The sequence below is a fragment of the Streptomyces sp. NPDC022910 genome, from assembly GCF_055561075.1.
On the sequence record NZ_JBVHHL010000006.1, the window covers coordinates 64,898 to 88,084 of the forward strand.

At 70.9% G+C, this 23,187-nt stretch carries 23 protein-coding genes and 1 tRNA gene; 18 read left to right on the plus strand and 6 right to left on the minus strand.

All coding sequences use genetic code 11. The features are described from left to right. Positions 1–44 precede the first annotated feature (44 nt). Entirely contained in the window at positions 45–716 is a 672-nt protein-coding gene (locus ACZ3TS_RS08040) for a lysophospholipid acyltransferase family protein (protein ID WP_467615144.1), read from the minus strand. A 339-nt stretch (positions 717–1,055) separates the two neighbouring features. On the opposite strand from ACZ3TS_RS08040, the gene ACZ3TS_RS08045 reads away from it, so the two are divergent. The 3 genes from ACZ3TS_RS08045 to ACZ3TS_RS08055 all read left to right on the plus strand — a co-directional run bounded on the left by ACZ3TS_RS08045 (position 1,056) and on the right by ACZ3TS_RS08055 (position 3,376). Continuing rightward, positions 1,056–2,216 carry a glycerophosphodiester phosphodiesterase gene (locus ACZ3TS_RS08045; RefSeq protein ID WP_467614711.1) on the plus strand — a complete coding sequence of 387 codons (1,161 nt, stop codon included), beginning with the start codon at positions 1,056–1,058 and terminating at the stop codon, positions 2,214–2,216. 98 nt (positions 2,217–2,314) lie between these two features. After that, positions 2,315–2,821 carry a sigma-70 family RNA polymerase sigma factor gene (locus ACZ3TS_RS08050; protein ID WP_467614713.1) on the plus strand — a complete coding sequence of 169 codons (507 nt, stop codon included), beginning with the start codon at positions 2,315–2,317 and terminating at the stop codon, positions 2,819–2,821. A 45-nt stretch (positions 2,822–2,866) separates the two neighbouring features. Then, on the plus strand, positions 2,867–3,376 hold the full coding sequence (locus ACZ3TS_RS08055) for a GNAT family N-acetyltransferase (protein ID WP_467614715.1): 510 nt from the start codon (positions 2,867–2,869) through the stop codon (positions 3,374–3,376). 17 nt (positions 3,377–3,393) lie between these two features. Here the strand turns inward: ACZ3TS_RS08055 and ACZ3TS_RS08060 are convergent, their stop codons facing one another. Continuing rightward, a complete protein-coding gene (locus tag ACZ3TS_RS08060; protein ID WP_467615147.1) occupies positions 3,394–3,828 on the minus strand; it encodes a hypothetical protein in 435 nt (144 codons plus the stop codon). A 1-nt stretch (position 3,829) separates the two neighbouring features. Beyond that, positions 3,830–4,189, minus strand: a complete 360-nt coding sequence (locus tag ACZ3TS_RS08065; RefSeq protein ID WP_467614718.1) for a hypothetical protein — start codon at positions 4,187–4,189, stop codon at positions 3,830–3,832. 70 nt (positions 4,190–4,259) lie between these two features. On the opposite strand from ACZ3TS_RS08065, the gene ACZ3TS_RS08070 reads away from it, so the two are divergent. The 10 genes from ACZ3TS_RS08070 (at position 4,260) to ACZ3TS_RS08115 (ending at position 16,707) form a co-directional block, all read left to right on the plus strand. Continuing rightward, complete coding sequence (locus ACZ3TS_RS08070; RefSeq protein ID WP_467614721.1) at positions 4,260–4,910, plus strand: HAD-IA family hydrolase; 651 nt, start codon at positions 4,260–4,262, stop codon at positions 4,908–4,910. A gap of 308 nt (positions 4,911–5,218) precedes the next feature. Then, a complete protein-coding gene (locus tag ACZ3TS_RS08075) occupies positions 5,219–6,319 on the plus strand; it encodes a methionine ABC transporter ATP-binding protein (RefSeq protein ID WP_467614723.1) in 1,101 nt (366 codons plus the stop codon). Then, positions 6,316–7,080 carry a methionine ABC transporter permease gene (locus tag ACZ3TS_RS08080; RefSeq protein WP_467614726.1) on the plus strand — a complete coding sequence of 255 codons (765 nt, stop codon included), beginning with the start codon at positions 6,316–6,318 and terminating at the stop codon, positions 7,078–7,080. The genes ACZ3TS_RS08075 and ACZ3TS_RS08080 overlap by 4 nt, the downstream gene beginning before the upstream one ends. A gap of 124 nt (positions 7,081–7,204) precedes the next feature. Further along, positions 7,205–8,038, plus strand: coding sequence for a MetQ/NlpA family ABC transporter substrate-binding protein (locus ACZ3TS_RS08085; protein ID WP_467614729.1), 834 nt, complete (start codon positions 7,205–7,207; stop codon positions 8,036–8,038). A gap of 130 nt (positions 8,039–8,168) precedes the next feature. After that, the gene (locus ACZ3TS_RS08090; protein ID WP_467614732.1) at positions 8,169–8,807 is read left to right on the plus strand and encodes a GNAT family N-acetyltransferase; all 639 of its coding nucleotides are present in this window, start codon (positions 8,169–8,171) and stop codon (positions 8,805–8,807) included. Positions 8,808–8,919: 112 nt separating this feature from the next. Further along, positions 8,920–10,131 (plus strand): precorrin-6y C5,15-methyltransferase (decarboxylating) subunit CbiE, encoded by a 1,212-nt coding sequence (cbiE, locus tag ACZ3TS_RS08095; RefSeq protein ID WP_467614735.1) that lies wholly within the window; start codon positions 8,920–8,922, stop codon positions 10,129–10,131. Positions 10,132–10,475: 344 nt separating this feature from the next. After that, on the plus strand, positions 10,476–14,063 hold the full coding sequence (gene cobT / locus ACZ3TS_RS08100; RefSeq protein ID WP_467614738.1) for a nicotinate-nucleotide--dimethylbenzimidazole phosphoribosyltransferase: 3,588 nt from the start codon (positions 10,476–10,478) through the stop codon (positions 14,061–14,063). A 125-nt stretch (positions 14,064–14,188) separates the two neighbouring features. Then, a complete protein-coding gene (gene cobA, locus ACZ3TS_RS08105) occupies positions 14,189–15,421 on the plus strand; it encodes a uroporphyrinogen-III C-methyltransferase (protein WP_467614740.1) in 1,233 nt (410 codons plus the stop codon). Positions 15,422–15,484: 63 nt separating this feature from the next. Continuing rightward, on the plus strand, positions 15,485–16,303 hold the full coding sequence (locus ACZ3TS_RS08110; protein ID WP_467614743.1) for a TrmH family RNA methyltransferase: 819 nt from the start codon (positions 15,485–15,487) through the stop codon (positions 16,301–16,303). An 11-nt stretch (positions 16,304–16,314) separates the two neighbouring features. Continuing rightward, positions 16,315–16,707 carry an NUDIX domain-containing protein gene (locus tag ACZ3TS_RS08115; RefSeq protein ID WP_467614745.1) on the plus strand — a complete coding sequence of 131 codons (393 nt, stop codon included), beginning with the start codon at positions 16,315–16,317 and terminating at the stop codon, positions 16,705–16,707. A 58-nt stretch (positions 16,708–16,765) separates the two neighbouring features. On the opposite strand, the gene ACZ3TS_RS08120 is transcribed toward ACZ3TS_RS08115, so the two are convergent. Further along, the gene (locus ACZ3TS_RS08120; protein ID WP_467615150.1) at positions 16,766–18,064 is read right to left on the minus strand and encodes a serine/threonine-protein kinase; all 1,299 of its coding nucleotides are present in this window, start codon (positions 18,062–18,064) and stop codon (positions 16,766–16,768) included. 196 nt (positions 18,065–18,260) lie between these two features. Between ACZ3TS_RS08120 and ACZ3TS_RS08125 the strand changes: the two genes are divergently transcribed. The 4 genes from ACZ3TS_RS08125 (at position 18,261) to ACZ3TS_RS08140 (ending at position 20,519) form a co-directional block, all read left to right on the plus strand. After that, complete coding sequence (locus ACZ3TS_RS08125; RefSeq protein WP_467614747.1) at positions 18,261–18,536, plus strand: hypothetical protein; 276 nt, start codon at positions 18,261–18,263, stop codon at positions 18,534–18,536. Between the two features lie 199 nt (positions 18,537–18,735). Then, positions 18,736–18,945, plus strand: a complete 210-nt coding sequence (locus tag ACZ3TS_RS08130; RefSeq protein ID WP_467614749.1) for a hypothetical protein — start codon at positions 18,736–18,738, stop codon at positions 18,943–18,945. 285 nt (positions 18,946–19,230) lie between these two features. After that, complete coding sequence (locus ACZ3TS_RS08135; protein ID WP_467614751.1) at positions 19,231–20,163, plus strand: phosphotransferase; 933 nt, start codon at positions 19,231–19,233, stop codon at positions 20,161–20,163. A gap of 74 nt (positions 20,164–20,237) precedes the next feature. Further along, a complete protein-coding gene (locus ACZ3TS_RS08140) occupies positions 20,238–20,519 on the plus strand; it encodes a TFIIB-type zinc ribbon-containing protein (protein ID WP_467614753.1) in 282 nt (93 codons plus the stop codon). Between the two features lie 45 nt (positions 20,520–20,564). Here ACZ3TS_RS08140 and ACZ3TS_RS08145 read toward each other — a convergent pair. Beyond that, positions 20,565–20,636: transfer RNA gene (locus ACZ3TS_RS08145), tRNA-Val, on the minus strand. A 549-nt stretch (positions 20,637–21,185) separates the two neighbouring features. Continuing rightward, positions 21,186–21,755 carry a DinB family protein gene (locus ACZ3TS_RS08150; protein ID WP_467614756.1) on the minus strand — a complete coding sequence of 190 codons (570 nt, stop codon included), beginning with the start codon at positions 21,753–21,755 and terminating at the stop codon, positions 21,186–21,188. A gap of 472 nt (positions 21,756–22,227) precedes the next feature. Between ACZ3TS_RS08150 and ACZ3TS_RS08155 the strand changes: the two genes are divergently transcribed. Next, a complete protein-coding gene (locus tag ACZ3TS_RS08155) occupies positions 22,228–22,845 on the plus strand; it encodes a hypothetical protein (RefSeq protein ID WP_467614759.1) in 618 nt (205 codons plus the stop codon). Positions 22,846–23,187: the final 342 nt, after the last annotated feature.

Consider the following 23,187-nt stretch of genomic DNA (forward strand, 5'->3'; position numbering starts at 1 on the left):
CACAACGGAGCCGCCCTCGAAGTGCCGCAGAACCGCCGGAGGCGCTACGCGGCCTTGGCCTTCGTGGCGTACATGTCCACGTATTCCTGCCCCGACAACCTCATGACCTCGGTCATCACCGAGTCGGTCACGGCCCGCAGCACATACCGGTCCCGGTCCATCCCCTCGTACCGCGAGAACTCCATGGCCTCACCGAACCGGACGGTGACCTTGCTCGGCCGCGGCATCCCCGACCCACCCGGCTGGATCTTGTCCGTACCGATCATCGCGAACGGCACGACAGGCGCCCCGGTCATCAGAGTGAGCCGCGCGATGCCGGTGCGCCCGCGGTACAGGCGGCCGTCAGGGGAGCGCGTGCCTTCCGGATAGATGCCGAAGACCTTGCCCTCCTCGAGGATGCGACGCCCGGTCATCAGCGCCGCGACGCCGCCCTTCCCGCCGTCGCGGTCGACCGGGATCATGCCGACGCCGGTGAAGAACCAGGCCATCAGCCTGCCCTTGAGGCCCTTGCCGGTGACGTACTCGTCCTTGCCGATGAAGAAGACCTGACGGTCGCAGACCAGCGGCAGGATCATCGAGTCGATGAAGGTGAGGTGATTTCCGGCCAGGATGACCGGGCCGTCGCCCGGGATGTGCTCCGCGCCCTCCACCTGCGGGCGGAACATCAGGCGCATGATCGGTCCGAGCACTGCCTTGATGAGCGCGAAGCGGGACAACGGGCCCTCCGGTGTCAAGGGATGCGGTATGAGTCTGTGCAGGTGAGGACGATACTCGTGACCCCCGGCGTGTCGCACATCGGGTCACGTAGTGGATACGCGTCGTTGACGAGTGTTTACCTACGGTGGCGTCGTGTTGCACGTTCGTCATCCGCCGGACGGGTGTGACATACACCGCGCCGACGGGTGACGGGCCGTCATCTCGGGTGTCCTGTAGGCCGTCATCCATGCATCCAGTAGGACGGCCCAAGTCCGCCGTGCGTTCCCGAGTACGTCTCCCGGCCGTCATCCGTACGCACCTACGATCGACCCGCTTCGACAGAGTGGTGGGAGGACCTCATGGGGACGCAGGAGTCGTACGAGCAGGGACGAGGCACGGGACGGCGGGCGCTGCTCGGTGCCGCGGTGCTCGGCGCGGGCGGAGCGGTCCTCGGACTGCCCGGCGCCGCGAGAGCGGACGCGCGGCACGGCGACGGGCTCAAGAGCCTGCCCGTGCCCACGATCATCGGACACCGCGGAGCCAGCGGCTACCGGCCGGAACACACCTTCGGTTCCTACCAGCTGGCCCTCGACCTGGGCGCCGACATCGTCGAGGCCGGCGACCTGGTGCCCACCAAGGACGGCCACCTCGTGTGCCGACACGAGCCGGAGATCGGGGGGACCACGGACGTCGCCGACCACCCGGAGTTCGCGGACCGCAAGAAGACGAAGGTCCTGGACGGCGTGTCCACCACCGGCTGGTTCACCGAGGACTTCACGCTCGCCGAGCTGAAGACGCTGCGGGCCGTCGAGCGCATCCCGGCCAACCGCCCGCACAACACGCTCTACAACGGCCGCTGGGAGATCCCCACCTTCGAAGAGGTCCTGCAGTGGCAGGACGAGCAGACCCGCAAGCGCGGCAAGCAGGTCTGGATCTACCCCGAGACCAAGCACCCCACCTACTTCCGCAAGCTCGGCCTGGGCCTGGAGGAGCGGGTCGCCAAGCTGCTGCGCAAGTACGGCAAGGACAAGCGGAACTCGCCGGTGATCCTTCAGTCCTTCGAGCCCAGCAGCATCGAGCGTCTGAACAAGCTCGTCGACAACCCGCTCGTCGTCCTGCTGTCCGGCGCGAACACCCGCCCCTGGGACTTCGTCGAGGCGGGCGACCCGCGCACGGTCGCCGACCTGATCACGCCGAAGGGCCTCAGGGAGATCGCCGGCTACGCGCAGGGCATCGGCCCGACCCTCGACCTCGTCATCCCGAAGGACGCGAACGGCAACCTCAGCAAGCCGACCACGCTCGTCTCCGACGCGCACAAGGTGGGCCTGATCCTGCACCCGTACACGATGCGCAACGAGAACCCGTTCCTTCCCGCGGACTTCCGCAAGGGGACGGACGCGGACGCCTACGGCGACGTCTTCGGCGCCTTCAAGGCGTACTTCGCGACCGGCATCGACGGCGTCTTCACCGACAACGCCGACACCGGACTGCTCGCCCGCGAGGACTTCCTGCGCGGCTGAACCGCCGACCACGTCAACGAGCGACGCGCTCACCCCGGTTCGCGTGACTCTCGGCCGCCCCGGCAACCCGTAGCCGGGGCGGCCGCGTCACGCCGGACATGACCCACGAGATGCTCACGGTCCTGCGGCCCCTGCTCGCCGCCGAGGCTTCGGCGGAGGCACCTGGGTGCGGGGTGGAGCCGGGCGATCTGGAACAGGCGGTGTGGCTACGCCTCCTGGAACGGCTCGCGGCCGACCGGCCGCTCGTCGACCCGCAGGGATGGCTGCGCCGGGCTGTCCGCTCCGAGGCGCGCCGCGCGCGCCGCGCCTCCCGCTTCGAACTGCCCTACCGCGCCGAGCCGGCCGACGACACGGGCCACGGTCCCGAGCAGCAGGCGCTCATGGCGGCCCGCCGCCGGGCCCTGCACGCGGCAGTTCGCCGCCTTCCCGGCCGTTGTCCCCGTCTCCTTGCGGCGTTGCTCGCTCCCCAGGACCTCACCTATCGGGAAATCGCAGGGGAGTTGGGTATCTCACAGGGTAGTCTCGGCCCGGAACGCTCCAAATGCCTGGAATGTCTGCGCCGATTGCTGACGGCGGAGGTTGCGGCCTGCGAACCGCGGGGATAGGAGTGAGGGACAACCGGCGATCAGGTGAGCGGGAGGCGTGCGCACATGGGCATGAGCGTGACCATCTCTGTGGCGACCGAGCAGGACGCCGAGCAGATCTTCAGGCTGCAGTACCTGTGCTTCCAGAGCGAGGCCGCGCTGTACGGGAACTACCGCATCGACCCGCTCGTCCAGAGCCTCGACTCGGTCCGTGAGGAGGTCGCCTCGGACTGCGTGTTCGTGGCGCGGCTGGGCGATGAGGTGGTCGGCTCGGTGCGCGGCAGCGTGACCGAGGACGGCGCCGCGTCCATCGGCAAGCTGTGTGTGCACCCGCGGTTGCAGGGTCACGGCATCGGCGCCCGGCTGCTGCGCGCCGCGGAGGCGGCGCTGATGGAGGAGCGCGGCGCGAAGAAGTTTCGCCTCAGCACGGGCCACCGCAGCGAGGGCAACCTCCGCCTGTACCGCCGCGTCGGCTACGAGGCGGTCGGCACGTCCCAGGGCAAGGACGGCGTCCCGATGATCGTCCTGGAGAAGCAGGCTCCGGTGGGGTCGGGGTCGTACGCGACGACGGCGTAACGTCCGGAGGCGGGGGACTAGGCCGCGTCCGGCTGCCCGGGTGTGCCGGCCTTGCGGAGCCAGTAGATGGCCGACAGCGGCAGCAGAACGGGGATGAAGACGTACCCCATGCCGTAGTCCGACCACACGGTCGCGTCGGGGAAGGCGGACGGTGCGACCAGCGTCCAGGTGCCGACCGTGAGCACGCCCGCGAGCTCGGCGGCGCAGCACACCAGCGCCGCCCTGCGTGCCGTCTCGCCGCCGCGCACCAGGGAGTACGTGATGAAGCCGTAGACGACTCCGGCGACCGCGGACAGGGAGTACGCCAGCGGGGCCTTGTCGAACTGCGTCGAGATCTGTACGACCGAACGCGACACCGCGCCGACCACCATCACGCCGTACAGCCACACGAGCAGCATGCCGGGACCGCCGACGAGCCTTGTCCTCGCCGGCTTCTCCTCCGTGGCCGCCATCTCAGCCTCCCCAGATGTCATGGAGCCGCACCTCGAGCACGGCGAGGACCACACCGCCGGCCGCGACCGTCACCGAGCCCCACCGCGTGCGCTCCGCCAGCGACATGAATCCCGCCGCCGGGATGCATGCGACGGCACCGACCAGATACGCCACGAAGATCGTCGTGCCCTGTCCCGGCTTCTCGCCGCGTGCCAGCTGGACGATGCCCACGACCAGCTGGATCACGGCCAGCAGTGTCACCACGGCCATGCCGATGAAGTGCCAGTCCTTCGTGGGCTGATCACGGTGGGCCGCCCAGCCGCACCAGGCGGCGAGCAACAGCGCGGCGACACCGGTCACCAGCGTCAGGGCATCAAGCATGCCGTGACCCTATTACGGTCCAAAAGACCCGATGCGCTCGCCCCCGGACTGTCTCCGTAGGGTCAAGGGTATGAAGATCCATGCTGACGCCCTGCTGTTCGACAACGACGGGACGCTCGTCTCCTCCCTCGAGTCGGTCCAGCGGTGCTGGACACAATGGGCGCGGGAGTACGGGGTCACCGCGGAGGAGTTCGGGAGCATCGAGCTCCACGGTCGCACGGCTGTGGAGATAGCCGCCGACCTGCTGTCGGCCGACGTCGTCCCAGAGGCCGTCGCCCGTATCGAGCGACTCGAGGTCGAGGACGTGCCGAACGGGGGTGTCCATCTGCTTCCGGGCACCCGGGAGTTCCTGGACGCGCTGCCGGCCGACCGTTGGGCCGTCGTCACCTCCGCAACACGCCGCCTCGCCGAGGCCCGGCTCGAGGCCGTCGGCATCCGGCCCAAGACCCTCGTCGCTGCCGACGACGTCAGCCGCGGCAAGCCCGACCCCGAGCCCTATCTCCTCGCCGCCCGTGAGCTGGGCGTCGAACCTTCCCGCTGCGTCGTCTTCGAGGACGCCCCCGCGGGCCTGGCGGCCGGCCGCGCAGCCGGGATGACCACCGTGGCATTGGCCACAACACACCAGGCCCACCAACTGGACGCCGATCTGGTGGTGAAGGACCTCTCGGCCGTGTCCGCCCTGGTCGCTGCCCGCACGGTGGAGATCTCCGTACGCGGCTGAATGCGCCCACGGCTGTCCGCTATTCGGACAGCCGGAACCGGGTGCGGCTGTGCGTCTGCTTTACTTGGTCTCATGACCACGACGAGCAGCCGCACCCTTGCGACCGAGGCGACCATGACGCCCGGTGCTCGCTGTATGTGTCGAATGTGCGCCTGCTAGAGGGCCCCTGCACCACCCAGAGCCTCGCGCCCCGAAGCGAGACCGCCGTGGCGTGTCCGTACGCCTGCCGCGTACGTGACTGAGCCTCTCCGCGCACACGTTCTCCCCGGTTCGATCGCCATCACGAGAACCGTGCCGCGTTCTCACGCATGCACCCGTGCCCGGCGCACACCCACGCCCTGCACTCGACAGTGACGGAAACCCCAGTGATCACCACATCGGGCCTGACGAAAATCTACCGGGCCGACCGCTCCCGCGGCCGCGAGGTGACCGCCCTCGACGGCGTCGACCTGCACGTACGCGAGGGCGAGGTGTACGGCGTCATCGGCCAGTCCGGTGCCGGCAAGTCCTCGCTCATCCGCTGCGTCAACCTCCTGGAGCGCCCCACCTCCGGCACGGTCACCGTGGCCGGCCGGGACCTCACCGCGCTCGCCGACCGCGGACCGCGTGCCGGCAGGGAGCTCCGGCAGGCGCGCAGCCGTATCGGCATGGTCTTCCAGCACTTCAACCTGCTGTCCTCACGCACCGTCCAGGACAACATCGAGCTGCCTCTCGAGATCCTCGGCAAGTCCGGGAAGGAACGTTCCCGCAAGGCCCTCGAACTCCTCGACCTCGTCGGCCTCGCCGACAAGGCGAAGGCCTACCCGGCCCAGCTGTCCGGCGGTCAGAAGCAGCGTGTCGGCATCGCCCGTGCCCTCGCCGGTGACCCCAAGGTGCTGCTCTCCGACGAGGCGACCAGCGCCCTCGACCCGGAGACCACCCGCTCCATCCTCCAGCTGCTGCGCGACCTCAATCGGCAACTGGGCCTGACCGTCCTGCTCATCACCCATGAGATGGACGTCGTCAAGAGCATCTGCGACTCGGCCGCGCTCATGGAGAAGGGCCGCATCGTCGAGTCCGGCACGGTCAGCGAACTCCTCGCCACCCCCGGCTCCGAACTGGCCGCCGCCCTCTTCCCGGTCAGCGGCGAAGTGTCCGGGGACGACCGCACCGTCGTGGACGTCACCTTCCACGGCGACGCGGCCACGCAGCCCGTCATCTCGCAGCTCTCGCGCACGTACAACATCGACATCTCGATCCTCGGTGCCGCGATGGACACCGTCGGCGGCAAGCAGGTCGGCCGGATGCGCATCGAACTGCCCGGTCCCCACGAGGAGAACGTCGTGCCGATCGGCTTCCTGCGCGAACAAGGTCTGCAGGTCGACGTGCTGGGTCAGGGGCTCGAGCTGGTGAAGGAAGGTGCCAAGTGACCTGGTCCGAGATGCAGCCCCTGCTGTCCCAGGCGTGTTGGGACACGCTCTACATGGTCGGCTGGTCCACCCTGATCGCGGTCGTCGGCGGCCTGCCGCTGGGCATCCTGCTCGTACTCACCGACCGCGGCGGACTCCTTCAGAACGTCGCCGCCAACAAGGTCATCGGGCAGGTCGTGAACGTGGCCCGCTCTATGCCGTTCATCATCCTGATGGTGGCGCTGATGAGCTTCACGCGCACCCTCACCGGTACGACGATCGGCCGGGAGGCCGCCATCGTGCCTCTCGCCATCGGCGCGATCCCCTTCTTCGCCCGCCTCGTCGAGACGGCCGTCCGCGAAGTGGACGGCGGGCTCGTGGAAGCCGTCCAGGCGATGGGCGGCAACACCTGGACCGTCGTGCGCAGGGTCCTCGTACCGGAGTCCCTGCCCTCGCTGATCTCCTCCGCCACCACCACGGTCGTCGCCCTCATCGGCTACTCGGCGATGGCCGGCACGGTCGGCGCCGGCGGCCTCGGCGACATCGCCATCCGCTACGGCTACCAGCGCTTCGAGACCCAGATGATGTGGATCACCGTGGCGATTCTCGCCGTCGTCATCTCGCTCATCCAGTTCGCCGGCGACTACGCGGCACGCGCACTGCACCGGCGTGGCGGCCGCTCGTCGGCCGCGCCCCGGCTGCGGCTGCTGAGGGACAAGGCGCCCGCCGGACCGGGTGCCGCCGCCGAGACCGCCACGGCCGACGTGAGCAACGTCGCCTGAGACCGCCGCCCTCGATCTCCCCGTCCCCCACCCCTCGCCCGATCACCGCCGCTCACCGACGGCGCTTCGCGCCGACACCCCTTGATTCGAGGGGTCGCACCACCCATAAGGAAAGGCACTTTTCGTGCGTAACACCGCTAAGATCACCACCGCCGTCCTCGCCGCCGGAGTTCTCACCTTCGGGCTCACCGCCTGCGGCTCCGGCAAGAGCTCCGTCGGCTCCTCCGACTACAGCGGCCCGCTCGTCGTCGCCGCGAGCCCCACCCCTCACGCCGAGATCCTCAACTACGTCAAGGACAACCTGGCGAAGAAGGCGGGCCTCGACCTGGAGGTCAAGGAGTTCACCGACTACGTCACGCCGAACACGGCGACCGAGGACGGATCCGTCGGTGCCAACTACTTCCAGAACCAGCCCTACCTCGACGACTTCAACAAGAAGAAGGGCACCCACATCGTGCCCGTCGTCACGGTGCACCTGGAGCCGCTCGGCCTGTACTCCCACAAGGTCGAGAAGGCCGACGAGCTGAAGAGCGGTGCGACCGTCGCCATCCCGAACGACACGGTCAACGAGGCGCGGGCGCTCAAGCTGCTCGACGCCAACGGGCTCATCACGCTCAAGACCGGCGTGGGCAACGAAGCGACCCCGCAGGACATCACCAAGAACCCGAAGAACCTGAAGTTCAAGGAGCTGGAGGCGGCCCAGACCCCGCGCTCCCTGGACGACGTCGACGCCGCGGTGATCAACGGCAACTACGCCATCTCCTCGGGCCTCAAGCCCGCCAAGGACGCTCTCGTCCTGGAGTCGGCGACTGACAACCCGTACGGCAACTTCCTCGCGGTGAAGAAGGGCAACGAGAAGGACCCGCGCGTGAAGAAGCTTGCCGAGCTCCTCACCTCGCCCGAGGTGAAGAAGTTCATCGAGGACAAGTACCAGGGCTCGGTCATCCCGTCCTTCTGACCCACTCCGGGGTCCTCTTCACGCTCCTGGGGCGGTGGGGAGGGCCCCGTGGTGTGCTTCAGTGCTTTCATGCTGCATGCTGGGCAGTTCAGCAGGCCCTGAAGGTTTTCCGAAGGTTACGGAGCGGCGCATGACTGGCACCTTTCCCAACATCTCCATCAGCACGGAGCGGTTGGTACTGCGCCCCTTCGAGGAGTCGGACATCGAGGCGTTCGCCGAGATGATGAACGACGAGATGGTCACCGCCTGGACCTCCGTGCCCCAGCCGTACACCGAGGCCGACGCCCGCACCTGGATCACCGAACTCGCCCCCGCAGAACGCACCGAGGGCCGTGGCATCGTCTTCGCCGTCACCGAGTTCCTCACCCAGCGCCTGGTCGGCACGGTGCATCTGCAGCACACCGACTGGCGGGTGCGCTCCGCCGAGATCGCCTACGTCATCGCCCCCTGGGCGCGCGGAGAGGGCTACGCCTCCGAGGCGGCCCTGGCCACCGCGCAGTGGGTCTTCCACCACCAGAAGTTCGAGCGGCTGGAGCTGCGCACCGCGGCCGACAACACCGCCTCCCAGCAGGTCGCGCAGAAGATCGGCTGCATCAGCGAGGGAGTCCTGCGCGGCGCCTGGATAGCCCGGGCCAAGAGCGAGGAGGGCGAGTGGAACGACGTCCGCACCGACCTCATCGTCTGGAGCCTGCTGCCCGAGGACCTGGAAGGCGTGGGCGAGCACCTGGCGGACTCGGGTGGTTTCACGTCGTTCTCGGACTGGAACTGAACCGAAGCGACACGGCCCGCGCCCTGCCGTACAGCCCGACCAGGTACCCTCACGGGGCCCGCCTGCGGGCTGGCCCCTGCCGACCTGCGAAGACCCCTGGAGACTGACGACGATGGCCGACCGGGTCACGGTGATCGGCTGGGACGGCTCGCCGCTGACCGCCGCGGCGCGCTCCGCCCTCGGGGCCGCCACGCTCGCCGCAGGCGCGGCCCACCACCTCGCGCTGCCCGAGGTTCCGGTGACGGCCGAGCGCATCCGCCTCGGCAGCGTCGCCCTCGCCGCCCGCCGCATCGCCGCCCACCGCGGCACCGCCGTCGTCCTCGCCGACGGCGACCCGGGCTTCTTCGGCGTCGTACGCACCCTGCGCGACCCTGAGTTCGGACTCGAGGTCGAAGTGGTGCCGGCCGTCTCCTCGGTGGCCGCCGCCTTCGCGCGTGCCGGGATGCCCTGGGACGACGCACAGGTGGTCGTCGCACACCGCCGCACCCTGCGCCGTGCGGTGAACGTATGCCGGGCCCACACCAAGGTCGCTGTTCTCACCTCTCCGGGCGCCGGGCCCGCCGAGCTCGGCCTGCTCCTCGACGGGGTGCACCGCACCTTCGTCATCTGCGAGGAGCTCGGCACGGACCGCGAACAGGTCACCGTCGTCACCTCCGACAAGGCCGCCGACCACACCTGGCGCGACCCCAACGTGGTCATCGTCATCGGCGGACCCGTGACGGCGGCCGACGGCGGCGGCTGGATCGCCGGCCGCGACCCGGGTGCGGGACCGCGCGGCTGGGCGCTGCCCGCCGAGGCGTACGGCGGCGGACTCGGCGAAGGCGAAACGGATCTGCTGCGCGCCGCCCAACTCGCACGTCTGGGACCCCGGGTCGGCGACCTGGTGTGGGACATCGGCGCCGGCAGCGGAGCGTTCGCCGTGGAGGCCGCCCGCTGCGGAGCCGCCGTCATCGCCGTCGACCGCGACCTGGACGCCTGCGGCCGCACGGCCGCCGCAGGCCGCGGCTTCGGAGTCCAGCTCCAGGTGGTGCACGGCACCGCCCCGCACATCCTGGAGAACCTGCCCGAACCCGACGTCGTACGTGTCGGGGGCGGGGGAGCCGCGGTCGTGTCGGCCGTGGCCGACCGCCGTCCGCAGCGCATCGTCGCGCACGCCGCGACCCGCGACGCGGCCGAACTCGTCGGAAGGGACCTGTCGGAGCACGGATACGACGTCGAGTGCGCCCTGCTGCAGTCCGTCGAACTCGACACGCGGGCCTGGACGGAGAAGGAACGGAGTGTCGCGTTCCTGCTCAGCGGGCGACTGGCCGAACGCGCCCCGTGATCCGGTTGTCCTACCGGCGCGGTAGGCTGGCCGACCGTTGTACCGCACTTGGGTGATCCGGCACGTCGTCAGTCAATGTCCGGAAAGCGCGCCCTTTTTGGGGCAGGTGTGGTACGGAGCACCGGAGGGCGCGCAACGTGGCGCAGCCCACAGCGGGCCGTCGCGGATCAACCCGCCGCGACGGAAGGACGACCGGGAGAATGCCGTTCAATGGCTTTGTCGTCATTGTTGGCGGGTCGTTCGTGCCGCTGGGCACGCACGCTCGTTCTTCATTGCGGGCGGTCGGCGCGCCGTTCCGGGCGAGCCGGCCGTAGAAGCACTAAACCGATGGGCGAGGGGTACGCATGACCGACACCGGCCAGGTCCCGGGCGAGGGAATGCCGGAGAACGCAGGCATGGTGGAGCAGCCGGGCGTCCTCGCGCCGGGCGCGTACACCTACCTCGACCACTCCGACACTCCTGCCGAAGACGACGACCTGCTCCTGATGCCAGGCCAGCAGGGCGCGTGGGGCAACGAACTGCCGCAGCCCGACCCGGCTCCGGCGCCGTTCGTGCACGAGCCCGGCCCGCATGAGACGGCCGGCCGGGACAGCGGCTCGATCGACGTCGGCGCGGTCCGTACGCCGCCCCCGGCGCCCGTTCCGCAGTCGGCGACGCCGCGCCGTCCGCTCCACCTCGGCCCGCCCACCCCGGACACCTCCTCGAGCCTGGTGCGTTCGCTCTCCGACCGTGGCCCGGCGGACGCCCCGCTGCGCCCCTCGGGGCCGCCGACGACCGGCCCTGAATACCTCGACGTGCCGCAGCTCGGGGACAACTCCCCGCAGGGCGCGGTGCCGTGGGGAGCCCCGCCGCAGACGCAGACCGTGCCCCCGGTAGGCTCCGAGGGGACCGCTGCGGAAACGGTCGTTCCGGCACCGGCGCCCGAGCCGGTGCCGGCGCCGATGGCTCGCGAGGCCGTCGCCGTGGCCCCGGAGGGGACCGGGACGCTGCACGGGCAGGCGATTGAGGCCGGTTCCGAGGCGTTCCAGGGTCCCGACGGCCCCCTCGGCTCCGAGCCGCCGCACGCGGCGGGCGTGCCGCAGGACGCCCTGCTCGCGCCGACGGCACCGTCGGACGTCCCGCCGGCCGCGTACGCCGCGTACGCCGTACCGGAGTTCGACGGCGCGCTCGGTGTCCCCGGGGCCGGACCGGCCACCGAGGCAGGACACGCCCTGGACGGTTCACCGGTCCATCGGAGCCCACAGCTCCCCGAACCGGCAGCCGTCGCGTCCCCGGCGCCGGACGGGTCGCCCGCTCCGGTCGCCGCCCAGGCCCCGGAATCCGTGCCGACGCCGGACGCCGCGCAGGACGCCGCACCCTTCGCGCTCGTAGTGGACACCGGACTTCCGGCGGGCGACGTGCCGCACGCCGAGGTGGCCGCGTCCGCTTCCGAGGCAGGCGCGTCCCACCATGCGGTCGAGACCCTTGACTCCTCCGGCATCATGGCGCCGTCCCCCGAGATTCCCGAAACCGTCGCGCCCGACCCGGCCCAGCACGCCCAGGACCCGGGGGTGGCCCCCGTACCGGACCAGCAGGCGCCCGCGTCGCAGCCCGTGCCGGTCGCCGGCACCGCGTTCGGGATCCCGCATGCCGCGGCACAGTTCGCGGAGCCCGAGCCGCAGCCTGCCGCCGAGGAGGCGTCCGCGGTCGCCGAACCCTCCCATGCGGTGCCGGTGGGCGTCGCCGCGCAGGCCGTGGCGCCCGAGGCGTCCCTCGGCCGGGCCCACAGCGAGCAGGCACATGGCGAGCAGCCCGCGAACGGTGAGCCGGCGGACGCCCCCGGTGCCGCCCCCGAGTTCCCCGCGGACCATTCGCTCGGGCAGTTCGTGCCCGTCGACGGCAACGTGCCCACCACCCCGCATCTGGCCCCGACCCCGCCGCACGCCCTGAGCCTGCCGTCGCTGCCCGCCCAGGAGCAGCAGATCGCCGACGAGACCGCTCCGGCGGCCGTCGGGCAGGAGGACCCGCGGGCCACCGCTCCGGTGACGGAGGAGCCCGCCGCCATCGTTCCCGCCCCCCGCGAGGGCGAGTCACCCGCCCCGGAGCCGCTCGTCGCGGAAGCGGAGCCCGTAGTCGCACAGCAGGCGGAGGACCTGGACACCAGGGCCGCCGACCAGGAAGAGAGCACGGCCGCAGTGGAAGAAGTACGAGAGTCCACCGGCCCGGCGGCACCCGGATACGACGACGCCGAACGAGATGCCGTGCTGCGCGTGATGCGCGAGCGCCGCGACATCCGCAACGGCTTCCGCAGCGACCCGATCCCGCACGACGTGCTGCTGCGTGTGCTGGAGGCCGCCCACACGGCGCCCTCCGTGGGCCACTCCCAGCCGTGGGACTTCGTCGTGATCCGATCCGCCGAAACGCGGCGGACCATGCACGAACTGGCCCAGCGTCAGCGCGAGGCGTATGCCAAGTCCCTGCCCAAGGGCCGGGCGAAGCAGTTCAAGGAACTGAAGATCGAGGCCATCCTCGACACGCCGGTCAACATCGTGGTCACCGCCGACCCCACCCGCGGCGGCCGCCACACGCTCGGCCGGCACACCCAGCCCCAGATGGCGCCCTACTCCTCCGCCCTCGCCGTCGAGAACCTGTGGCTCGCAGCCCGCGCCGAGGGCCTCGGCGTCGGCTGGGTCAGCTTCTTCGACGAGCGCGAGATGGTCCGCGCGCTCGGCCTGCCCGAGCACCTGGAGGTCGTGGCCTACCTGTGCGTGGGCTACGTCGACGAGTTCCCGGAGGAGCCCGAGCTGATGCAGGCGGGCTGGTCCAAACGCCGCCCCCTGTCCTGGGTCGTGCACGAGGAGACGTACGGCCGTCGCGCGCTGCCCGGCGAGGCGCCGCACGACCTGCTCGCCGAGACCGTGGCGGGCATCCGCCCGCTGGACGCCAAGGCGCTCGGCGAGGCCTGGGAGCGGCAGAAGCGCATGACCAAGCCCGCCGGCGCGCTCGGGATGCTGGAGATCATCTCCGCACAGCTGTCCGGCCTGTCCCGGCAGTGCCCGCCGCCGATCCCGGAGCCCGCGGCCGTCGCGATCTTCGCCGGTGACCACGGCGTCCACGCCCAGGGCGTCACACCCTGGCCCCAGGAGGTGACGGCCCAGATGGTCGCCAACTTCCTCGGTGGCGGCGCTGTCTGCAACGCCTTCGCGGGCCAGGTCGGCGCCGAGGTCTGCGTCGTCGACGTGGGCGTGGCGTCGGACCTTCCCGCCACCCCGGGCCTGCTGCCGCGCAAGGTCCGCGCGGGCACGGCCGACATGACGACCGGCCCCGCGCTCAGCCGCGAGGAGGTCAAACAGGCGATCGAGGTCGGTATCGAGACGGCCCGTGACCTGGTGGCGGCGGGCAACAGGGCGCTGCTCACGGGCGAGATGGGCATCGCCAACACGACGGCCTCGGCCGCTCTGATCGCCGTCTTCACGGACACCGACCCGTCCGAGGTGACGGGCCGCGGGACGGGCATCAACGACGAGACGCTGGCCCGCAAGACCGAGGTGGTCCGCCGCGCCATCGAACTCCACCAGCCCGACCCGGCCGACCCGATCGGAGTGCTGGCGGCGTTCGGCGGTCTGGAGCACGCGGCCATGGTGGGCCTGCTGCTCGGCGGCGCGTCCCTGCGCACGCCGGTGATCCTGGACGGGGTCAGCGCGGGCGCCGCCGCTCTGGTGGCCCGAGCGATCGCCCCCGAGGTCCTCGCGGCGTGCATCGCCGGCCACCGCAGCGCGGAGCCCGGCCACGTTGCCGCCCTCAACAAGCTGGGTCTGCGCCCCCTGGTCGACCTGGACCTGCGCCTGGGCGAGGGCACGGGTGCGCTCCTTGCGCTGCCGCTCGTCCAGAGCGCGGCGAGGGCGATGCACGAGGTGGCGACGTTCGACTCGGCCGGGGTAACCGAGAAGTAGGTGCCGAGGGAAGCCCGGGGTGCCCGGCCCCGGGCTTCCTGCTGCGCATAAAATTCCCACGTCAGGGCCGCTCCAAAGCCGCAGAGGCCCCCATCCGTACCGCCTGGACGAGGAGCCGCACCTCCATGGCCGAACACCCCCCTTACCCCGTAGGGCTCCGTCTCTCCGGCCGCCGCGTCGTCGTCCTCGGCGGCGGTCAGGTCGCCCAGCGCCGCCTCCCCGCGCTGATCGCGGCCGGCGCGGACGTCCACCTCGTGTCCCCCGAGGCGACCCCGTCGGTCGAGGCCATGGCGGACGCGGGCGAGATCACCTGGCTGAGGCGCCCGTACGAGCCCGGGGACCTGGCGGGCACCTGGTACGCCCTCATCGCCACCAGCGACCGCGAGGCGAACGCCAGGGCCTCTGCGGAGGCCGAGGCCCACCGTGTGTGGTGCGTGCGCTCCGACGACGCCGACGCGGCCACCGCCTGGACCCCCGCGACCGGTCACAGCGAGGGCGTCACGGTCGCCGTCCTCACCACCGAGGCGAAGGGCCGCGACCCCCGTCACACCGCCGCCATCCGCGACGCCGTCGTAGAGGGCCTGCGAGACGGCACGCTCGTCGCTCCGCACCACCGCACCCGCACTCCCGGCGTCGCGCTGGTCGGCGGCGGCCCCGGCGACCCGGACCTGATCACGGTCCGCGGCCGCCGCCTGCTCGCCGAGGCGGACGTGGTCATCGCCGACCGTCTCGGCCCCCGGGACCTGCTCGCCGAACTGCCGCCGCACGTCGAGGTGATCGACGCGGCGAAGATCCCGTACGGCCGTTTCATGGCCCAGGAGGCCATCAACAACGCGCTGATCGAGCACGCCAAGCAGGGCAAGTCGGTGGTACGACTCAAGGGCGGCGACCCGTTCGTGTTCGGCCGCGGCATGGAGGAGGTCCAGGCGCTCGCGGAGGCGGGCATCCCCTGCACGGTGGTCCCGGGCATCTCCAGCTCGATCTCGGTGCCGGGCGCGGCCGGCATTCCCGTCACCCACCGCGGTGTCGCACACGAGTTCACGGTGGTCAGCGGCCATGTCGCCCCTGATGACGAGCGTTCGCTGGTCGACTGGCCCTCGCTGGCCAGGCTCACCGGCACGCTCGTGATCCTCATGGGTGTCGACAAGATCGGGAAGATCGCCGAGACGCTCGTCGCCCACGGCAAGGCACCCGACACCCCCGTCGCCCTGGTCCAGGAGGGCACGACGGCCGCCCAGCGTCGCGTCGACGCGACGCTCGCGACGGTCGCCGGGACCGTGCGGACCGAGGGCGTGAAGCCCCCGGCCGTCATCGTCATCGGCGAGGTCGTGAAGGCAGGGCCACGACCCGTCGAGTAACCCGGGGTAACCCGCCCCGTTCCAGCCGTTGGCACCGCTCCCAGGACAAGGCAGTATCACCCTGTGGCCGATCTCATCACCGTTGAGGACCCCGACGACCCGCGCCTGCGCGACTACACGGGTCTGACCGACGTGGAGCTGCGCCGCAAGCGCGAACCCGCCGAGGGCCTGTTCATCGCCGAGGGCGAGAAGGTCATCAGACGGGCCAAGGACGCCGGTTACGAGATGCGTTCCATGCTGCTGTCCGCCAAGTGGGTCGACGTCATGCGGGACGTCATCGACGAACTTCCCGCCCCCGTGTACGCGGTCAGTCCGGAACTGGCCGAGCAGGTCACCGGCTACCACGTGCACCGCGGCGCGCTCGCCTCCATGCAGCGCAAACCGCTGCCGACGGCGGACGAACTCCTGGCGGCCACCCACCGGGTCGTGGTCATGGAGTCGGTGAACGACCACACCAACATCGGTGCCATATTCCGCTCCGCCGCGGCCCTGGGGATGGACGCGGTCCTGCTGTCGCCCGACTGCGCCGACCCGCTCTACCGCCGCAGTGTGAAGGTCTCCATGGGCGCGGTCTTCTCGGTGCCGTACGCGCGCCTCGACACCTGGCCCAAGGGCCTGGAGTCGGTGCGCGAGGCGGGCTTCACGCTGCTCGCGCTCACCCCGGACGAGAAGGCCAAGACCCTCGACGAGACGGCGCCGCACAAGATGGACCGCGTCGCACTGATGCTCGGTGCGGAGGGCGACGGCCTGTCCACCCAGGCGCTGGTCGCCGCGGACGAATGGGTGCGGATCCCCATGGCGCACGGGGTCGACTCCCTCAACGTGGGTGCGGCGGCAGCCGTCGCCTTCTACGCGGTGGCCACCGGCCGCCCCCAGACCTGATCGGGGATCCGATGGCCCAGCGGGAGGCGATCGTCGCGGTGGTCCGGCGCGCCGACCGGGTGCTCGTCATCAAACGTGGCCCCGAGGCGCGGCGCTCCGGTTACTGGGCACCCCTCAGCGGCAAGCTCGAGGCGGGGGAGACCCAGGAAGAGGCGCTGGTCAGGGAGGTCCGCGAGGAGGTCGGCCTGACTGTCTTCCCGCTGGCGAAGGTCTGGGAGTCCGAGACCGACGACCGGGTCTTCCGCCTGCACTGGTGGACCGCTGAGGCGGGCACGGACGAGGTGGTCGCCGACCCGGGTGAGGTCAGCGAGGCCCGCTGGGTCACCGCCGAGGAGTTCCTCGCGATGGACCCGGTCTTCGACGGCGACCGGGAGTTCTTCGAGCGGATCCTGCCGCGGCTGTGAGAGCCGCCGCGCCAGGGGCCTGGCCGCCGGTTGCCGCAGGCCCCGTGTGCCGTGCCGGTCAGTCGTCCCGGCTCGGCTCGCTGCGGTACTGGTCGGCCCTCGGGTCGTCGCCGGGCAGGGAAGCGAACGTCTGCTCCTGCCGTACGTCCTTGCGCACGCCCCCGAGGTGCAGCCCGCGCGTCGGCCCCTGGCAGCCCTGGGCCGCCGCGATGCCCAGCGCCACCAGCAGCGTCACCACCACGAACACGAACAGCCGCTGCCGCAGCAGCCGCGGGTTGGCCGGCCGCCGCCCGGTCCCGGTGGTGCGGGGTGCCGGCCGTCCGCTGCCGCTGCGCGGTGCGGGCCGGCCGCCGGAGCGGGTCGTGTTCCGCTGCACCGGAGTCGGGCGCGACCCCGGCCGGGAGCCGTTGCTGCGGGGCGGGGGAGTACCCGGCCCCTGCGGACGCCGCAGGGTGCGCTGGTCGGCGTACTGCTCCGTGGGACGGTCCGGCTCGCCGCGCTGGGCGGGCGGCCGCACGTCCGCGAGCCCCTGCGCCTCCCGGGTCGCGATCTCCTTGAGTCGCAGGGAGAGTTGGAGCGTGCTGGGCCGGTCCTCGGGGTCCTTCGCCAGACAGGCGCGGACGAGTGGGCCGAGTGCGTCCGGTACGCCGTGCAGCTGGGGCGCCTCGTGCACCACACGGTAGAGCATCACCTCGGAACTGCCGTGTCCGAAGGGCGAGTCGCCGGTCGCCGCGTACGCCAGGGTGGCGCCGAGCGAGAACACGTCCGTGGCCGGGGTGACGGCGGCCCCGCGCACCTGCTCGGGAGCGAGGAAGCCGGGTGAGCCTACGGCCGTGCCGACATGCGTGAGCGTCGAGGCGCCCGTCGCCCAGGCGATGCCGAAGTCGATGATCCGCGGTCCCTTCGGGGACAGCAGGATGTTGGACGGCTTCAGATCCCGGTGCACGACCCCGGCTTCGTGCACCGCCACCAGGCCCTCGGACAGGGCGGCGCCCACCGCGGCCACCTCGGCGGCCGTCAAGGGGCCCTCCTCGGCGACCTTGTCGTGCAGGGAGGGCCCGGGCACGTACTGCGTGGCGAACCACGGACGGTCCGCCTCCAGATCGGCGGCCACCAGCCTCGCCGTGCACCCGCCACGGATCCGCCGTGCCGCCGAGACCTCACGCGCGAACCGCGACCGGAATTCCTGGTCCTCCGCCAGATCCGGCCGGATCACCTTCAGCGCGACCCGCTGGCCACGCTTGTCCGAACCGAGGTAGACGACGCCCATCCCGCCCGCGCCGAGCCGCCGGTGAAGCCTGAACGAGCCGACGACACGCGGGTCCTCACGCCTCAGGCGCATCATCGCCATGTCCATCCCCGCTGCCCGGTCCGTTTGACGAGCCACAGCTTACGTTTCCACGGCCGGGTGCGCGCAGAGGCCGCGCCCTCTCGCCCCGATCGATTGTCAGTGCCTGGTGGGAGACTTGAAAGGTGGTCAGGGGAGGTGCGAACAGGCCGGCTTCGCGCCGCCTGTGACCCCAACCACCCGTTGCGGAAGGGGGATTGAACCCGTGAAGGGTGATCGTGTGGAGATAGTCGTGGACGCCGGGGACACGACGCGCACCTACGAGGTCGTGGCGAGCAGGGCGGGCCGCCGGGTGGAGACGGCGGTGCGCAGGGGAGTCGTGGAAGTGAGCGAAGTCACCCGAAGCGGTACGGTCGTGCGAACGGCGCGCTTCATGGCGAACCGGGTGCTGGCGCTCGTCGAGCAGCCGGTTCCGCGGGAGGACGTTTCGGAGCGGAAGGGACACACCGGGCGTCCCCTCGGGGAAGACCCCGAGACCTAGGACCCCGCCTCCACCCAGGGGAGTACACCGCAGGTCATCGCTCATCCTCCGGGAGGCCAGGCAATCAATACGAGGGCATGACGACCCCGGTCCGCCCGACACCTAGATTTGAGGTCAAGCGGCGGGTGCAGCACTCGTCCCCCGAGGTCAGACACCCGCCGCTGCCAACGACAACAGCACAACGGTCAGGAGAGGGACCATGGCTCAGACGGCACCGCGGACACTGATCCGCACGCAGGGACGCAGAGCGTTCGGTGCTGCGTTCGGCACGCGCCGTCCGGGCCGTCGCCACCCGTTGGTGGCGACCGCGATGGTCCTTCCCCTGGCGGCCCTGCTCGTGTACGCCTTCGGCGGCTGGGAGGCAGTGGTCACACAAGCGTCGTCCGTGGGCGTGATGCTGGGGCGCTGAGCGGCGCCCCAGGCCCGGAAGAGCGGTCCGGGCGGGGACATCCACCCATGAAACCCCGTGGGGACGGGGGTGCGGCGGACGGCACAAACGCCCGCGCAGCTGGGGAGCTGCGCGGGCGTTGCTGTCTTTTGCGCCTGAACCGGCGCCGCTCTCGCGGATGTGGTGGGTCGCCGTTGTGGTTCCTCAATTGATGGTTGCTGTGGTCGTGGGGGAAAGACTGAGAAGGCTGGAAGGCTCCGGCACGCGCGTACGCTCTAGGCGAGTCCGTATTGCCCAGGGAGCCTTGTGACCGCCGACGTACTGCCCGCCCTCACCGTCAAGGCCCGGTGCGCGGCTCATCCCCGAGGGGGAGTCTGTGGGCACCCGGATGCCGTGCTCGCAGAGCGCGACGACGGCACGGTCGTCCGGCACGGTGACGCGGTCGCCAAGGCGCATGCCCCGGGCACCGACCTCCGGGAGCTTTCCCTCCGCCTCGCGGCTGCCGCCGACCTTCCCGGGATCCTTCTGGCGCCCCTCCACCCCACACCCGCCGACCTCCACGGCCGCCTGGTCACCCTCTGGCCGTACGGCACCCCCGTCGACCCGGACACGCCGGACGCCGCCCCCTGGGAGGCGGCCGCCGCCCTCCTCGCCCGGCTGCACCGGGCGCCGGCCCCCGCCGACCTCCCGCCCATGCGCGGACCGGCCAAGGCCGCCCGGGCGATCCGGCGTCTGTGTGCGGCCGGTCCGCACCCCGCCGCCGAGCCCGTTCTCCGCGCCTGGGCCGCCCTCCCGGCCTGGGCCCGCGCCGAGGCGGCCCCGCCGCCCGCCCGCACCCTGTGCCACGGCGACCTCCACCTCGGGCAGCTCGTACGCCACCCCGCGGACACCGGTCCCTGGCTCCTCATCGACGTCGACGACCTCGGCGTGGGCGACCCCGCCTGGGATCTGGCCCGCCCGGCCGCCTGGTACGCCTGCGGGCTGCTCCCGCCCGACGAGTGGACCCGCTTCTTCACGGCCTACCGGCACGAGGACGGTCCCGCGGTCCCTTCCGCCGGCGACCCCTGGCCCGCCCTCGACATCCCCGCGCGCGCCCTCACCGTGCAGACGGCGGCCCTGGCCATCGCCAAGTCCGTGGCCGCCGACCGCCCCTTGGACGAGGTGGAGCGGGCCGTGGTCGACGCCTGTGTCCGAATGGGCACCATCCCGCCCGAGTTGGCGCAAGGATGTGCGACGTAGGCTGCAACCGACCAGGACGGGAGTGAGTCCCTACCTGGCGAAGCACCACCGACCGGCGAGGAGTTGAGCCGACCATGCAGTGTCCGAAGTGTCATGCGCCGATGCACACCTACAACCGCAACGGCGTCCAGATCGAGCAGTGCAGCGGCTGCCGCGGCATCTTCCTGGACTACGGGGAGCTTGAGGCGCTGACCCGCCTGGAGGCCCAGTGGGCGCAGCCCGCCCCGCCGCCCCCGGCCGCCCCGCAGGCCTACCCGGCCGCTCCCGCCTGGGGTGCTCCGCACGGCGGCCACCACGGCGGTCACTACGGCCACCACCGCCACAAGAGCTTCGGTCACATGCTGTTCTCCAGCTGAGGTCACGAGGAAGCCCCCGGCCGCAGGGCCGGGGGCTTCGCCGTGTGGACGATACTGGGATTGAACCAGTGACCTCTTCCGTGTCAGGGAAGCGCTCTCCCGCTGAGCTAATCGTCCTCGTCGCCTTGGCGACGTGGAAGACAGTAGCGCATCCTCCGCCACCTGCGCCAATTCGGCTTCGGCGTCCGAGTCCGTCCGCTGTCGTCCATGAACGTCTTCCCCGGGTGGCTCCCTCTGTGGCTCCCCGGTTGGCTCCCTTGCCCGGGTACGTGGCGGGCGTGCCCCGCGCCCCTCGATGCGAACTATGGGCGCGGTGGTCGCTGAGGTCTGCTGGGCACGTCAAACGGTCGCTTGGGGCCGCCGGCGGTCGAGAGTGGTTGCGGTGGTTGCTGTACCTCCCTGCTGTACAGCACTCGCGCTGACCGCAGCTTTACAAGTTCGGTCCGGCGGCTCTTCTCGGCCTGCATAGTGGCTTCGTACCGACGCTTGCGAGTACGCCTCAACTGCGGTGATACGCCGACGTTCGCGCCCGTTGATGTCAGGCGTAGATGTCAGCTGCCTCGCCCGACGCCCTTGCCCCGCGGACCATGGGGCAAGGCGTTTGCGGGGTCACAGGGCGTATCGCCCCTGATCGTGCGGAGGCGATACGCTCTACCGCGCCGCTGGCTAACCCATACTCTTGGCGCCGTCCAGGGACTCGCGGATGATGTCGGCGTGGCCGGCGTGTTGGGCGGTCTCGGCGATGATGTGCATCAGCACGCGGCGGGCCGACCATCGCGCGCTCGACTCGAACCACGGGGCCTTCGGCAGCGGTTGTGTGGCGTCCAGGTCGGGCAGGCTGACGACCAACTCGTCGGTCCGACGGGCTACCTCGGAGTAGTCGGCGAGCACGCCGGCCAGCGTCTCGCCGGGCAGCATCCGGAACTCGTCGGCCCGCCGGGCCCAGTCAGCCTCAGTCATGGTGGTGAAGTCACCCATCGCCGACGGGCCGTCCAGGATGAACTGCACCCAGGTCCGCTCGACCGCCGCGACATGCTTGATCAGGCCGCCCAGGCACAGCTGGCTGGCGGTGGTCCGGCTCCCGGCCTGCTCGTCGGTGAGGTCGCGGGTGGTGAAACGCAGGAAGTGTCGATGTTTGGCCAGCGCCTCCAGCAAGTCGGCGCGCTCGCTGGTGGCGGTCGGCGCATCGGCCGGGTCGTGGGTGGCCAGTTCGTTGACAGTCACGGTCTCGCTCATGGTCGCTGCCTTCCGTGGTTTACGTTCCGCCGGGCAAGGAGGACGCCAGGGGTCGTAGAGGTCAGATTCTGACCTAAATCACGGAGAGGCGAGATTTCCGTGATCCACTCCCCGCTCACTCCCCAGGCGCCTCCCAAAAACCCATCAGGCCCGGTCTCCTGAGAAAGAGGCCGGGCCTGACCTGGTGTTTCACCTGTCAGGGTGGCGGGATTTGAACCCACGACCTCTTCGTCCCGAAGCAATCCGAGCGACTGTGTGACCTGCAGCCCGACCGCCGGTGACCTGCGAGTACTGTCCGTAAGCGTCCGTGGTTTTGTGCGCCTCAGTGCGGGGCGGTTGTAGCGCAGTTACTGGTGATCTTCGAGTGGAGTCGTCCGTGAGGCGGCCATCGCCGCAGTTCAAAGGGCTGTTCCGGGCGACATCACGCGGCGAATCTCAGTAGACACTCAGCCCGAAAGGTTGGAGGGGAATGATGAGCGCCTTCAGGGAGATCGTTGGGGAACTGCGGGAGCTTGCGCCCTGGCAGGTGCAGCTCTTCGCGACGGGGTGCGCACAGCGGCTCCTACCCCTGGGCGAAGCCTGTGCCTCCGAGCGGACGGCTGGGCTGTACCGGCAGGGTCTGGATGCTGCATGGTCGGCCGCGAGCGCAGCGCGGCGGGAGGAGCTTGCCAGAACGCTCGACCAAGTGCCGGAGATGTCCGCCCAGAGCTCCAACGAGATCGAGTACTGGGCGCTCCGGTCGGTGCTCGTGCTCACCCACTCCCTACGGGCCGATCTCGCCGAGGACCCGGCGGAACGTGGCCGGGGAGCCTGCAGTGGCGCTCTGGAACTGCACGACACCATCGATGACACGCTGGCCCATCCGGAGCCGACCGGGACACGGATCATCGACCCCACGGACATGCCCCCGCCGCCGGGGCCATGGGAGAGCAGGGAGATCGCGGCCGAACGCCGCACGCTCGCGGTGCTGCGCGCCTCGACGATCCGGGAAGCCGCGGTGGCAGAAGTGCGCTCCTTGTCCGCCGATCATGCGGATGCCTTCAGAGAGGTGATCCCGGGCTTCCTCCGGGCAGGTGCCTGGACCGGCTGAGGGATCTTCCACAGATCTTGACGATTTCTCGCGCGCAGCCAAGCAGCACCAGTTTGGAAGACGCCGTACGCGGGTGGCGGCTGATCTGCCAAGTCCGTGACCTGGGCCGGAGCGCGATCGCCGCCGCTGTTCCCCGTGAGTCCCCGCTGTGTCCCGTCGGACCGGGCACGCAACGGGCACGGCTACCGTTGTCTGACCGCCCCTTGATGCGAACTATGGGGGGACGGCCGCTGAGGTCTGCATGGCTGTTCAGCCGGTCGCCTGGGCCCGGTAGCGGTCAGCAGCGGTTGCCGTGGTTGCTGCACTTTCCTGCTGTACCGACCGCTTGTGCAGGTTGCGCTC

Bases quoted from the DNA above. Each gene is read 5' to 3' on its own strand.
- ACZ3TS_RS08045 (WP_467614711.1), top strand. From the start codon at position 1,056: ATGGGGACGCAGGAGTCGTACGAGCAGGGACGAGGCACGGGACGGCGG.
- ACZ3TS_RS08050 (WP_467614713.1), top strand. From the start codon at position 2,315: ATGACCCACGAGATGCTCACGGTCCTGCGGCCCCTGCTCGCCGCCGAG.
- ACZ3TS_RS08055 (WP_467614715.1), top strand. From the start codon at position 2,867: ATGGGCATGAGCGTGACCATCTCTGTGGCGACCGAGCAGGACGCCGAG.
- ACZ3TS_RS08060 (WP_467615147.1), bottom strand. From the start codon at position 3,828: ATGGCGGCCACGGAGGAGAAGCCGGCGAGGACAAGGCTCGTCGGCGGT.
- ACZ3TS_RS08065 (WP_467614718.1), bottom strand. From the start codon at position 4,189: ATGCTTGATGCCCTGACGCTGGTGACCGGTGTCGCCGCGCTGTTGCTC.
- ACZ3TS_RS08070 (WP_467614721.1), top strand. From the start codon at position 4,260: ATGAAGATCCATGCTGACGCCCTGCTGTTCGACAACGACGGGACGCTC.
- ACZ3TS_RS08075 (WP_467614723.1), top strand. From the start codon at position 5,219: ATGCACCCGTGCCCGGCGCACACCCACGCCCTGCACTCGACAGTGACG.
- ACZ3TS_RS08090 (WP_467614732.1), top strand. From the start codon at position 8,169: ATGACTGGCACCTTTCCCAACATCTCCATCAGCACGGAGCGGTTGGTA.
- cbiE (WP_467614735.1), top strand. From the start codon at position 8,920: ATGGCCGACCGGGTCACGGTGATCGGCTGGGACGGCTCGCCGCTGACC.
- cobT (WP_467614738.1), top strand. From the start codon at position 10,476: ATGACCGACACCGGCCAGGTCCCGGGCGAGGGAATGCCGGAGAACGCA.
- cobA (WP_467614740.1), top strand. From the start codon at position 14,189: ATGGCCGAACACCCCCCTTACCCCGTAGGGCTCCGTCTCTCCGGCCGC.
- ACZ3TS_RS08115 (WP_467614745.1), top strand. From the start codon at position 16,315: ATGGCCCAGCGGGAGGCGATCGTCGCGGTGGTCCGGCGCGCCGACCGG.
- ACZ3TS_RS08120 (WP_467615150.1), bottom strand. From the start codon at position 18,064: ATGGACATGGCGATGATGCGCCTGAGGCGTGAGGACCCGCGTGTCGTC.
- ACZ3TS_RS08130 (WP_467614749.1), top strand. From the start codon at position 18,736: ATGGCTCAGACGGCACCGCGGACACTGATCCGCACGCAGGGACGCAGA.
- ACZ3TS_RS08140 (WP_467614753.1), top strand. From the start codon at position 20,238: ATGCAGTGTCCGAAGTGTCATGCGCCGATGCACACCTACAACCGCAAC.
- ACZ3TS_RS08150 (WP_467614756.1), bottom strand. From the start codon at position 21,755: ATGAGCGAGACCGTGACTGTCAACGAACTGGCCACCCACGACCCGGCC.
- ACZ3TS_RS08155 (WP_467614759.1), top strand. From the start codon at position 22,228: ATGAGCGCCTTCAGGGAGATCGTTGGGGAACTGCGGGAGCTTGCGCCC.